At 67.5% G+C, this 12,278-nt stretch carries 12 protein-coding genes; 3 read left to right on the plus strand and 9 right to left on the minus strand.

Annotated elements, in window-relative coordinates:
• Positions 1 to 109: 109 nt before the first annotated feature.
• The 9 genes from HDG34_RS06270 to mpl all read right to left on the minus strand — a co-directional run bounded on the left by HDG34_RS06270 (position 110) and on the right by mpl (position 10,137).
• A complete protein-coding gene (locus tag HDG34_RS06270) occupies positions 110 to 913 on the minus strand; it encodes an SDR family oxidoreductase (RefSeq protein WP_184058497.1) in 804 nt (267 codons plus the stop codon).
• Positions 910 to 1,590 carry a 2-dehydro-3-deoxy-6-phosphogalactonate aldolase gene (locus HDG34_RS06275; protein WP_184058499.1) on the minus strand — a complete coding sequence of 227 codons (681 nt, stop codon included), beginning with the start codon at positions 1,588 to 1,590 and terminating at the stop codon, positions 910 to 912. Before HDG34_RS06275 ends, HDG34_RS06270 begins: the two co-directional genes overlap by 4 nt.
• 45 nt (positions 1,591 to 1,635) lie before the next feature.
• Positions 1,636 to 2,751, minus strand: coding sequence for a 2-dehydro-3-deoxygalactonokinase (locus HDG34_RS06280; RefSeq protein ID WP_184058501.1), 1,116 nt, complete (start codon positions 2,749 to 2,751; stop codon positions 1,636 to 1,638).
• Entirely contained in the window at positions 2,748 to 3,776 is a 1,029-nt protein-coding gene (locus HDG34_RS06285) for an IclR family transcriptional regulator (RefSeq protein WP_184058503.1), read from the minus strand. Before HDG34_RS06285 ends, HDG34_RS06280 begins: the two co-directional genes overlap by 4 nt.
• 363 nt (positions 3,777 to 4,139) lie before the next feature.
• A complete protein-coding gene (gene mtgA, locus HDG34_RS06290; protein ID WP_184058505.1) occupies positions 4,140 to 4,874 on the minus strand; it encodes a monofunctional biosynthetic peptidoglycan transglycosylase in 735 nt (244 codons plus the stop codon).
• Between the two features lie 25 nt (positions 4,875 to 4,899).
• Positions 4,900 to 5,763, minus strand: a complete 864-nt coding sequence (gene aroE, locus HDG34_RS06295) for a shikimate dehydrogenase (RefSeq protein WP_184058507.1) — start codon at positions 5,761 to 5,763, stop codon at positions 4,900 to 4,902.
• The gene (locus HDG34_RS06300) at positions 5,760 to 7,916 is read right to left on the minus strand and encodes a ribonuclease catalytic domain-containing protein (protein ID WP_184058509.1); all 2,157 of its coding nucleotides are present in this window, start codon (positions 7,914 to 7,916) and stop codon (positions 5,760 to 5,762) included. The genes aroE and HDG34_RS06300 overlap by 4 nt, the downstream gene beginning before the upstream one ends.
• A 215-nt stretch (positions 7,917 to 8,131) precedes the next feature.
• Positions 8,132 to 8,746, minus strand: coding sequence for a YqiA/YcfP family alpha/beta fold hydrolase (locus tag HDG34_RS06305; protein WP_184058511.1), 615 nt, complete (start codon positions 8,744 to 8,746; stop codon positions 8,132 to 8,134).
• The gene (mpl, locus tag HDG34_RS06310) at positions 8,743 to 10,137 is read right to left on the minus strand and encodes a UDP-N-acetylmuramate:L-alanyl-gamma-D-glutamyl-meso-diaminopimelate ligase (protein ID WP_184058513.1); all 1,395 of its coding nucleotides are present in this window, start codon (positions 10,135 to 10,137) and stop codon (positions 8,743 to 8,745) included. Before mpl ends, HDG34_RS06305 begins: the two co-directional genes overlap by 4 nt.
• Positions 10,138 to 10,325: 188 nt before the next feature.
• On the opposite strand from mpl, the gene HDG34_RS06315 reads away from it, so the two are divergent.
• From HDG34_RS06315 to aroQ, 3 genes are all read left to right on the plus strand, one after another.
• On the plus strand, positions 10,326 to 10,976 hold the full coding sequence (locus HDG34_RS06315) for a UDP-N-acetylmuramate--alanine ligase (RefSeq protein ID WP_090801898.1): 651 nt from the start codon (positions 10,326 to 10,328) through the stop codon (positions 10,974 to 10,976).
• A 19-nt stretch (positions 10,977 to 10,995) separates the two neighbouring features.
• Positions 10,996 to 11,556, plus strand: coding sequence for a TlpA disulfide reductase family protein (locus HDG34_RS06320; RefSeq protein ID WP_184058515.1), 561 nt, complete (start codon positions 10,996 to 10,998; stop codon positions 11,554 to 11,556).
• Positions 11,557 to 11,764: 208 nt separating this feature from the next.
• On the plus strand, positions 11,765 to 12,220 hold the full coding sequence (aroQ, locus tag HDG34_RS06325; protein ID WP_184058517.1) for a type II 3-dehydroquinate dehydratase: 456 nt from the start codon (positions 11,765 to 11,767) through the stop codon (positions 12,218 to 12,220).
• The last annotated feature ends 58 nt before the right edge of the window (positions 12,221 to 12,278 follow it).

Genomic DNA, 12,278 nt, shown 5'->3' on the forward strand with positions numbered 1-12,278 from the left:
CCTGACTAATTGATAACGAGAAGGTAATCGGCCGCGTCTTCTTGTACCGGTCTGACACACGCGGCCAGCGCGTCGTCCGGTGTTCTGTGCATCTCTTCGCGATGCGAATTCAGTCGTGATACAGCGCCGAGCGTCCGCCATCGACAGTGATGCAGCTCGCGTTGATGAACGGCGCTTCGTCCGACGCGAGGAACACCGCGGTCATCGCCACCTCCTCCGGGCGGCCGATGCGCTTCATCGGCTGCAGATCGAGTGTCGCCTGCTGCGCGGCGGCCGGATCGGACTGCTCGTTCCACCAGTCGTGCGTCAGCTGCGTCTCGATGTAGCCCGGCGCGATCGCGTTCACGCGCACGTTGCGCGGCGCGTACTCGATGCCGAGCGCGCGCGTGAGGCCAATCACGCCATGCTTCGCGACCGGGTACGGAAAGCAGCCCGGAATGATCTTGAACGCGTGCGTCGACGCGATGTTCACGATGCTGCCCGCGCCACGCTCGACCATGCCCGGCAGCACCGCGCGACAGCCGTTCCACACGCCGTCGAGATCGACCGCGAAGCAGCGCCGCCAGTCGGCGTCGGTCATCGTCAGCGGATCGCAGAACACGTTGATGCCCGCGTTGTTGACGAGGATGTCGAGCGCGCCGAACGCGCGTTCGCCTTCGCTGACCGCGTGCCGCACCGACGCCGGTTGCGTCACGTCAGTCTGAATCGCGAGCACGCGCGCGCCGGTGCCAAGCACGCGCGCGCCGGTGCCAACTTCCGCCTCGATCTGCGCGGCCGTGCGCTGCGCCAGGTCGAGGTCGAGTTCCGCCAGCACGACCGCCGCGCCCTCGCGCGCGAACGCCAGCGCGATCGCCGCGCCTATGCCTCGTCCAGCGCCCGTCACGAGAGCGGCTTTGCCGGCGAGCCGGTTCATTTCTTCGCGCCCGCGCGGGCGATCCGCAGACCGTTGATGAACGCCTTCGCATGCGACGCGGTCACCGCCGCGCTCTGGCCCGGCTTGTACAGCGCGGAGCCGAGGCCGAAACCGTTCGCGCCGGCGCTCAGGAACGGCCCCATGTTGTCCGGCGTGACGCCGCCGACCGGCACGAGCGGCACCTGCGCGGCGATCACCGCGCGCCATGCCTTGACGACCTGGCAGCCGAGCTGCTCGGCGGGAAACATCTTCAGCACGTCCGCGCCGTTCTTCAGCGCGACGAACGCCTCGGTCGGCGTCGCGACGCCGGGCGCGCAGGCGAGGCCCCGCGCCTTCGCGGCGATCACGACTTCCGGATCGCTGTGCGGCATCACGATGAGTTCGCCGCCTGCGGCCTTCACGTCGTCCACGAACAGCGGATGCAGCACCGTGCCCGCGCCGACGATCGCGTCGGCCGGCAGCACCTTGCGGATCGCCGAGATACTGTCGAACGGCTGCGGCGAATTGAGCGGTACTTCGACGATGCGAAAACCGGCTTCGTACAGGGCCTGACCGTGATCGGCCGCGTCGGCGGGCGTGACGCCGCGCAGGATCGCGATCAGCGGACAGGCTTCGAACGCGGCGATCAGACCCGCGTGCGGCATGTACGGTGCGGGCAGATTGATGTGTGGTTGCATGTCGGTTCCTTGTTTCGTGAGCGTCGTAAAGGGCTCTGCCGCCGGTCAGCCTGCGCGCGCCGCCTGGGCGGACGGCCGGACGAGCCCCGCTTCGACGGCGACGCGCCACAGGCCGCGTTCGGTTGCATGCCTGACCGGCTCCGCGCGCAGACAGCCGAATTGCGCGAGCGCGAGGCGGTAGCGCTCGCACAGCGCGTCGTTGCCGATCAGCCGCAGACTCTGCTGCGCGAGCGAGCTGCCTTGCTGCGCGAGGACCGCTTCGAGGCCGGTGAGTTCGTGCCCGATCAGCAGGCCCGACAGATAGTCCGGCTGTGCCTCGCTCGACAGCGCGCCGGTCAAGCCGAGCGTGCGCGTGCTGAACACGGTCGCGAGCACGCCTGCCTGGCCCTGCTCGCGCGCGATGTTCACGCCGCGCAGAAATGCTTCGGTATCCGGGCGATCGGGCGTGACCATCGTGCGGCCGAGAATCGTGTGCTCGCGCAGCGCGGCGAACACCTCGCCGGTCATGAACGTATGAAAACGCTCGATGCGCTCCGCCTGCACGACCGCCCATTTCGCGTGCGTGCCGGGCAGGCCGATCAGCGAGCGGGCGTTGCTGTCGACCGAGTTCGCGTCGTGCGCGCCGTCCGCGTCCGCGCTGAGCGCGCCGAAAATTTGCGTCTCCTCGCCGCGCATCACGTTCGGCAATTCACCGCGTTGCAGCACGCCCGGCACGATATGCAGCGTCGCGCCGCGCGCGGTCTGCACGCGGACGATACCGGCCACCAACGCATCGGCGTTCGCGGGTGTCTCGACATACGGCGCTTCGAGCCAGCCCTGCGCGCTGCCGACCATCCCCGCCGCGATCACCGGCACGCCGCGCGCGCGGTCGAGCCATGCGCCGCAGGCGTCGTCGAAGGCGGCGTCGAAGCCGCCCTCGGCCGCGCTACGCGGCAGATTCATGATGCCGGCCGTCGATGCGCGCGTCGCCAGCACGCGGCCGTGCGCGTCGAACAGATAGGCGCGCAGCGACGTCGTGCCCCAGTCGAGCGCGATCAGCGCGGCGTGCGTGAAATCGACGGCGGCGGTATCGGCGGCGGCGGTCGCGTCCGGCTTCACGCCCGAGGTGGGCGCGGCGGGCGCCCGGTGGTCCGCCGGCGTGGCGGTGCCCGCTTGTTTCATCGCTTGATCCTGCGCGTGGCCGGTCGCGGTGCGCGCCAACCGAGTTCTTCCGAAATCGCGCGCGCCTCGCGCTGCACGACCGGAATCAGTTCGTCCATCCGTTCGAGCGGCATATAGGGAATCGTGCTGGCCACCGACAACGCCGCGACGATCGCGCCCGACGCATCGCGCACCGGCGCCGCGACGCAACGGATCGCCGCTTCGTTCTCTTCGAGATCGAACGTGTAGCCGCCGGCCGCGTAGTTCGTCATTCGCTGCAGGAAGGTCGGCGCATCGGGGCGGTTGTCCGGCTTGAAGCTGACGCCTGCGAGCGCGCGGCGCGACGCGTCGAACAGCGACTGCCATGCGTCCGCCGCGAGGTCGAGCATCATCGCCTTGCCGATGCCGGTCGACGCGAGCGGCATCCGATGGCCGACGCGCGAGCGCATTTCGAGGCCGCGCGTGCCGGGGATCTTGTCGATGTACAGCACGTCGTCGCCGTCGCGCACGCCGAGGTGGATCGTGTCGAGCGTCTGCTCGGCCAGCGACTCGAGGTGCGCACGCGCGACGGCCGTCAGTGGCATCTGTTCGAGCGCGATCGTGCCGAGCTCGATCAGCTTCGGCCCGAGCAGATAGCCGCCCTGCACCTGGCGCAGATAGCGCGCCTGCACGAGGCTGCTGACGAGCCGGTGCGTGGTGCTGCGGGTCGTGCCGAGCGCGGCGCCGAAGCTGCGCAGATCGCGCACACCGGCCGCGGCCGCCTCGAGAATCGCAAGGCCGCGCAACAGTGTCTGCGTGCCGGCCTGCTGCGGCGTGATTTCCAGCAGCGTGACCGGCAGCCCGAGACCGTCGACGGTCGCCGCGCGCGCCACCGGGCGCGACGCCCTCGCGGTAGCGGACGCACTGGCGGCGACATTGGCGGTGACGGCTGAAGCCTCGCGCGGCGCGGAATTCGGCGCCGGATTCGCGGCGCTGTTCGGCCCGCCGTTCGAGCCCTGCGCGGCCTCGGCCGCGCTGGCGGCGGGAGTGGGCATCGCTTTGTTCATGGCGATTCGCCTTCGGATGGTTTCTGCGCTTAGCGCGCGGGGCCGGAGAACAGGGCGGGAACGGGTGCGGCGCCGCGCTCGCGCGGCTGCTGTGGTTGGCTGCCAGACATGGTCGGTCTCGTCTCCGGTTTTTTTCTGTCGCTGTTCGCTGTTTCGGCGCGCTGGGGCGCCGACTCGCGATGCATGTTGGCTTGGATTGTAGGGCGACTTTTGAGAATCACCAATATGTGAATGTTGAGTCCATATAGTGAGATTTTAGTGGGCGATCGAGTGTTTAGCGAACTGTCGCGGTCGCGGTCTGCTGAGGCAAAAAAGCCCGCGCGAGGCGGGCTTCGAAGCAGGACAACGGGATCGAGGGCTCTTTCAATCCGGCAATTCAGCCGCGCCCATCCGCCGCGCAATCACGCGCGCGCGTTGCGTGAGATACGCCGAATTCCTGTGTTCATCGAAATACCTGGGGCGTGGCAGCATCACCGCGAGCCGCGCCGACTGCGCGGCCGTGAGCTTGCTTGCCGAGGTCTTGAAGTAGTACTGCGCGGCCGCCTCGGCGCCGTACACGCCGCTGCCCCATTCGACCGAGTTCAGATAGATCTCGAAGATGCGCTGCTTGTCCATCAGCGTTTCGAGCATCCACGTGATGATCAGCTCCTGGCCTTTGCGGATATAGCTTTTCTCGCGCGACAGAAACAGGTTGCGCGCAAGCTGCTGCGAGATCGTCGAGCCGCCGCGCACGATCCGGCCTTGCGCCTTGTTGCGCTCCCACGCCTGCAGGATCGCGTCGGTTTCGTAGCCTTTGTTGTTGACGAAGTTCGCGTCTTCGGACGCGATGATCGCGCGCTTCAGGTTGCGCGAAATCTGCTCGTACGGCACCCACGTTCGCTGCACCGACAGATCCGGCCGGTCCTGCGACAGACGCCATGCGTCCGAGCGCATGAACGCGGTCGAACGCGGATTGACGACGTTCCAGATTGCGATCTGCGCGAAGTAGTACGCCTGCGTCGCGAGCCAGGCGATGGCCACGACCGCGGTCAACCAGGCGAGCCAGCGCAGCGGGCCGGACTGGCCGCGCGAACCGCTGGCGCGCCGCGTCGCTGTCATGGTGCGTGCTATCCGCGCGCCGACATTACGCGGGCGACGGCGCCGTCAGCAGCGCGCGCAATTCGGCGAGCACCGGCGCACTGTCCGGACGCACGCCGCGCCACACATGGAACGATTCGGCGGCCTGCTCGACCAGCATGCCGAGTCCGTCGGCGCCGCGCGCGCCGAGTTTCGCCGCGTGCTGCATGAAGATGGTCGGATGCGCGCCGTACATCATGTCGTAGGCGAGCGTGCCGTTGCCGAACGCGCGATCGTCGCACTCGGGCAGCGACGCATCGAGGCTGCCCGCGGTCGCGTTGACGATCACGTCGTACTGGCCCGCTTCGATCGCGCGGGCGCTGCCGCCGGTCAGACGGCAGTGCGCGCCGCTGGCAGCCTGCGCGAACTGGTCGACCAGCGTTTCGGCCTTCTGCGCCGTGCGATTGACGATCGTCAGCGTATGCGGTGCGCGCTCGAGCATCGGCAGCACGACACCGCGCGCGGCCCCGCCCGCGCCGAGCAGCAGGATGCGCGCGCCCTTCAGCGACACGCCGAGATTCACCTCGATGTCGCGCACGAGGCCGAAGCCATCAGTGTTGTCGCCGTAGATGCCGTCGGCGTCGACCCGCAGCGTGTTCACCGCGCCCGCCGCCGCCGCGCGCGGCGACAGCGTGTTCGCGAATGCATGCGCGTCGAGCTTGAACGGCACCGTCACGTTCAGGCCGCGTCCGCCCGCTTCGATGAACGCGCGCACGTGCGGCACGAACGCGTCGAGCGGCGCGAGCAGATGACCGTACTCGACCGGCTCGCCGGTTTGCGCGGCGAAGCGGCCGTGGATGAACGGCGACTTGCTATGCCCGACGGGGTTGCCGATGACCGCGTAGCGCTCGCGCGTTGGGTTGCCGCTCATCGTCCCGGCTCCGTGACGTGTTGGTCGTTGTCGGCGTTGTTCGCGGCGTCGTTGCCGTCGCCGGTCGCCGCGGATTCGTCTGCGCTGGGGTTGTCGTTGGGATTGCCGCCGTCGGCTTCGGCTTCCGCTTCCGCTTCCGCTTCCGCTTCCGCTTCGGCTTCGCTTTCGGCGCTGTCGTCGGATGCGTCGAGCAACTCTTCCTCGCCCTCGTCCTCGCCTTCTTCGGCTTCGGCGCCGCTCGTCACGGTCGGTGCATCGAGCACGTGCAACAGACGAACCGACGCTTCGATCGTCAGTTCATCGATCGACATGACTTCCATCTGCAAACGCGTGCCGCGCGCATGCACGCCGAGGCCCGGCACGTGCAGCAGCAGCGGAATTTCCTCGAGACGCACGAGATCGCCCTTCACGACCGACGCGACCACCTGCTTGCGGTTTTCCTGGGTGAGCCAGCGCAGACACCAGAAGTACTCCATGCGACGCTGATAGTCGGCGTACGCGGTGTAGGTGTCGTCGAAGCCTTGCACGACCGCGAACAGATCGGCGTCCTTCGGCTTGAACGGCGCGGCGAGCTTGGCGGTCACGCCATGCTGCACGCACGCGATCAGCTGCCACTGATTCACGAGGTCGACGTAGCGGCGCAGCGGCGACGTGCTCCACGCGTACTGCGTGACGCCGAGCCCTTCGTGCGGCGCGGCGTTGGTCTGCATGCGCGTGCGCTTCGGGCCGCTCGGCACGCCGAACGCGCGCTGCGTGCGATAGATGCCCGGCACGCCGTGATCGTGCAGGAACCCGCCCCACGACGAGTTCGCGAGAATCGCCAGCTCGGCGACGATCGTGTCGAGCGGCGAGCCGCGCCGGCGCGGCGTAATCGTGACATGCTCGCCGTCGACGTAGAAATTGAAGTCGGTATTGCGCTGCACTTCGCGGCGCAGGCCGTAGCCGGCGCGCGCGGTCTGGCGCTTTTCGAACAGCGCTTGCGCGAACGGCCACAGCACGGCGATATCGTCCTTGTGCGGATACTCGCCGGTGCCCTCGGCGAGCGCCTTCTCGGTGACGATTTCGTCGAGCGTGTTGTGGCGCAGATTGTTCTTCACGAACACGCGCTCGGCGCGCGTTTCGCTCGCGACGATCTCCTGCGTCTCGCGATTGACGATCACGTACAGCGACAGCGCCGGCCGATACCCACCCTCGGCAAGCGTGAAGGTGTCGACGACGCTGTCGGGCAGCATCGTGATCTTGTCGCCGGGCATGTAGACCGTCGACAGACGCGCGCGCGCAATCGCATCGACGTCGTCGCCACGCTGGATGCCGAGCGCCGGCGCGGCGATGTGCACGCCGATGCGCACACGGCCGTCGGCCAGATGCTCGACCGAGAACGCGTCGTCGATTTCGGTCGTGGTGATGTCGTCGATCGAGAACGCCTCGACGTGCGCCTGCGGCAGATCGTCGGGCACGTTCGCGGCCGCGACGGACGGGAAGCCGGTGCCGTGCGGGAAGAACTCGGACAGGAACTTCGCTTCGTGCAGCGCGCGCGGCGACGCGATCGCGCCGCATTCGAGCATCAGCCGCGCCTGCGAGATGCCGCGCGCGGCCGCGGCGCCCTCGAGCGCCTTGTACTCGATCGTGTTCTTGTCGGGCTTCGTTAAGAGCGCGAGCCCCTTGCCGCCCGCGAACGCTTCAGGCAGGCGGCCTGCCTTCAGCTCTTCCTCGTACTGCGCCTGCACGAGCGCCTGCTGACGCTTGCGCTCGAGGCCCGCGAGCGCCATCTTCAGCTGCTCTTGCGGCGCGCGCTGGTACATGCCGCGGCCCTTGCGGCGGAAGTACACCGGCGAGCCGTGCATGCGCAGCACCAGCGCCGCACGCTCGATCGCGCCGAAGCTCGCGCCGAAGTACTCGGCGCCCAGCGTCGCGAACGGGAATTCATCGTCCGGCGCGCATTCCCACAGGAAGTCCAGATCGATCTCTTGCGCCAACGCGTCGGCCTGCTGCATCAGTTCGGCCGCGGTGGGCTTCTCGAACTCGATCAGCACATCCTTCGCGCGCACCTTCGCGCGCCGCCCGCCCGGCAACTCGACCTGAAACGCGTCGCCCTGGCGCGACAGCACGCTGCCGGCCTTGAAACTGCCCGATTCCTCGAAGAAGACGTTCACTCAATACTCTCGTTCTGACTTGCGTCTGCCGTCGCGCCCGACGCCCTGTGGCGATCGATCACTGCATGCGCGGCACGGCAACCTGTTCGTGATAGTGAATCCGCGGCGCGCACTGCGCGTGCCAGCGGGTTGAATCTTGCGACCAGCGGTGGCGGTCGTTGGGTCTTTCTGACTGACGTCCTGGCAGGGTTCGGTGCCGCCGCCCTTGCGTGCCGTCAGGCCGCTGCGCGCGGCGCCGGCGGCTCGACATGTTCGGCGTCGCAAAAGGCCAGCACGTCGCCGAGATACTGCGCGAACTCGCTGATCGCGTGGTCGCTGCCCTCGATCAGCGTGGTGCGCGCGCCCGGATAGTGCGCGAGCATTTCGCGGTAGTCGAGCACTTCGTCGCCGGTGGCTGCCATCAAATAATAGCGTTCGGGCTGCGTGATCGACGCCACGCCGAGCGCGCGCAATTCATCCAGATGATGCGGCTCGACGACGATGCTGCCGCCACCGTGCCACAACGGCTGCTCGCCGAGATACGCGCTCAGGTCGCGCTGCGGCACGACCGCCGGGTTCAGCAGCACGGCCGGCCAGCCGTGTTTCTCGGCCAGATGGGTGGCGAAGTAGCCGCCGAGCGAACTGCCGATCACTGTCACCTGCCGCGCATCGCCCTTCGCGCGCGCGTCGGCGACCAGCGATTCGGCGAGCGCCACGGTCTCGAACGGCGACACCGGCAGCATCGGGCAGCACCACTCGTCGGCGCGGCCCAGCTCGGCGAGACGCGCCGCGAGCAGGCGCGCCTTGAACGAATTCGGCGACGAACGGAAACCGTGCAGATACAGAATCACGACACGCCTCGCGTCGAAAGACCGTCGAGCAGTTTCTGATGCACCCCGCCGAAGCCGCCGTTGCTCATCACCAGAATCTGGTCGCCGGGGCGCGCCGCGCGGACCACCGCCTTCACGAGCGCGTCGAGGTTGTCGAACGCCTGCGCCTTGCCGTCGAGCGGCGCGAGCGCTTCGCCGAGGTTCCAGCCGAGCGCGTCGCGCCCGCTCGGCGCGCCGTAGCCGAACACGAGATCGGCGTCGGCGAGGCTCGCCGGCAGTTGCGCTTTCATCATGCCGAGCTTCATCGTGTTCGAGCGTGGTTCCAGCACCGCAAGGATTCGCGTGTTGTCGCGGCCGACCCGCGCGCGCAGGCCGGCCACCGTCGTCTCGATCGCGGTGGGGTGATGCGCGAAGTCGTCGTACACGGTCACACCCTCGACGCTGCCACGCACTTCCATGCGGCGCTTCACGTTGCGAAAGCCGGACAGCGACTTCGCGGCCTGCGCGGGCGGCACGCCGACATGGCGCGCGGCGGCGATCGCGGCGAGCGCGTTCAGGCGGTTATGCTCGCCCTGCACCTGCCAGTCGACCACGCCGACGCGCTCGCCGTTGTGATAGACGGCGAAGCGTTCGTCGACGGGCACGCCCTGCTCCGCCGCCTGGATCTCCCAGCCGCCCTGGACGCCGAAGCGCTCGACCTCGCTCCAGCAGCCGCGCGTCAGTACGCGCTCGAGCGCGTCCTCGCGGCCGTTCGTGACGACGCGGCCGAGGCGTGGCACCGTGCGGATCAGATGATGGAACTGCGTTTCGATCGCGGCGAGATCAGGGAAGATGTCGGCGTGATCGAATTCGAGATTGTTCAGCACCGCCGTTTTCGGGCGGTAATGGACGAACTTCGAGCGTTTGTCGAAGAACGCGGTGTCGTATTCGTCGGCTTCGATCACGAAGAAGCTCGAATCGGTGAGCCGCGCCGACACGCCGAAATTGAGCGGCACACCGCCGATCAGGAAGCCGGGGTTCAGGCCCGCGTCTTCGAGCAGCCAGGTCAGCATCGAGCTCGTGGTGGTCTTGCCGTGCGTGCCGGCCACGGCCAGCACCCATTTGCCGTTCAGCACGTGCTCGCCGAGCCACTGCGGACCGGACACGTACGGCAGGCCGCGGTCCAGAATCGCTTCCATCAGCGGGTTGCCGCGCGTGACCACGTTGCCGATCACGAATAGATCCGCGTTCAGGCCGTTCAGTTGGTCCGCGTCATAACCCTCGATCAGACCGATGCCTTGCGCCTCGAGCTGCGTGCTCATCGGCGGATAGACGCCGGCGTCGCAGCCGGTCACCGTGTGGCCCGCATTGCGCGCGAGCACCGCGAGACCGCCCATGAAGGTGCCGCAGATGCCGAGGATGTGGATATGCATAAGCCTGTCGTGCCGCGGGGGCGTTTCTTGCGAGGGATGAGAGAGCCACAGGACGGTCGGAACGACCGTCTGCAAAGGACGCCTATTGTAACCGACGCGACGCGCGCTGCCCCCTGCCGGCCACGCCCGGCGCCGCCCCGTGCGGGCCGCCGAACCGCGTCGCAGGCTCGATCGAGTATCATGCAAGGATGGTCCGCAAATCACATTTCGACCCGCAGCGCGTGCGCGAGGAAATCGCAATCGCGGCGGCACGCCTGATTGCCGAAGACGGCCTGGATTACGCCAGCGCGAAGCGCAAGGCGGCCCGGCAAGTCGTCGGCGAGACTCGTGTTGCCGGCGAATGGCTGCCGGACAACGATCAGATCGAAGAAGAAATCCGCGAATATCAGTCGCTGTTCCAGAGCGACAGCCAGCCGGCGCTGCTGCGGCGCCTGCGCATGATCGCGGTCGACTGGATGGAGCGGCTCGCGCCGTTCAATCCGTATCTGACGGGCGCGGTGCTCGGCGGTACGGCCGGCGAGCATTCGGATGTGCATCTGCAGGTGTTTTGCGACAACCCGAAGGAAGTCGCGATCTACATGCTCAATGCAAACATCCAGTACGACGTGTCGGAAACGCGCCACTTCGCGGGCCGCGGCTACGTGGAGACGCTGAGCTTTCTGTGGCGCCCCGCGGGCGAGCGCAACGCCGAGCCGGTCGGCATCCACGTCGCGCTGTACGAAACCGACGACCTGCGTGGCGCGGTACGCGCCGACGCGCGCGGCCGCACGGCGCGGGCCAATTTGCCGGCGGTGCAGGCGCTGCTCGACGGCGACGAAGTGCCGTCCTTCACCAATTGATCAGACAGAACGGAGCACGATGAACACGAGACGTATGCTGGCGGGCGCGGTCGTTGCGCTGATTGCCGCGGGCGGCGGCGTACTGGCCAATCACTGGCTCAATCGCAGTTCCGACGTCGCGTACGCGGCGCAGGCCGGAGCGCAGCCTGCCACCTCTGCGAGTCCCGTGCAGCAACTGTGGAGCGCGCCGGTCACGAACGTCGACGGCAAATCGCAGTCGCTGAGCCTGCTCAAGGGCCACCCGATCGTCGTCAACTTCTGGGCGTCGTGGTGCGCTCCGTGCGTCGAGGAAATGCCGGCGCTGTCGCAGATCCAGCGCGAGTACGCGAAGAAAGGCGTCCAGTTCGTCGGCCTCGGCGTCGACTCGGAAAAGAACATCCAGACCTTCCTGCAGAAGGTCAAGGTCGCGTACCCCGTCTACGTGACCGGCTTCGGCGGCGCCGACCTCGCGCGCGCGTTCGGCAACAATGCGGGCGGTTTGCCGTTTACCGTCGTGATCGACGCAAAAGGCAACATCCGCTCGACAAAATTGGGCCAGATCGACCCGACGGCGCTGCGTCAGACGCTCGACGCGCTGTAAATTCCCCGATTTCCCACGCTGCGCTTTTTGGCATGCGATTCCGTGCAGAACGAGCAAAAATACACGGATAATTCCCGAATTTGAGTGAAGTTGGACCCAAGGCTGCGCCGCGGCCCGCGCCGGCCGTCGCCGCGTACGCGCGCGAAACTAGACAAGTTTCTCTAATCAGCGCTAAAGTGCGCGCAATTCCACGGAAAAAGAAGCGACCATGACGCGACTGCTGGTACTGCACGGACCCAACCTCAATCTTCTCGGCAGCCGGGAACCCGAGGTCTACGGTCGCGTGACCCTGCCGCAGATCGATCAGGCGCTGGTGGACCGCGCAGCCGACGCAGGCGTCGAACTCGCGTCGTTTCAGAGCAATCACGAAGGCGCACTGGTCGACCGTATTCAGGCGGCCCGCACCGAGCAAACCGATTTCATCCTGATCAATCCCGCCGCGTACACACACACGAGCGTGGCCATTCGCGACGCACTGGCGGGGGTCGGCATCCCGTTCGTCGAGATTCATCTGTCGAACGTGCATCGCCGCGAACCGTTCCGGCATCACTCGTATTTCTCCGACCAGGCTGAGGGCGTCATTTGCGGCCTCGGCTGGAAAGGGTATCTGTACGCGCTCGAATTCGCGCTCGACCGGCTCGCGGCCGGGTCGTCGCGCGGCTGAATCCAAACACGTCCAATTTGAGCCGGCTACTGCGACTTGTACACGCCGGCACACTACG

The sequence above is a fragment of the Paraburkholderia sp. HC6.4b genome (assembly GCF_014200875.1).
GTDB lineage: Bacteria > Pseudomonadota > Gammaproteobacteria > Burkholderiales > Burkholderiaceae > Paraburkholderia > Paraburkholderia tuberum.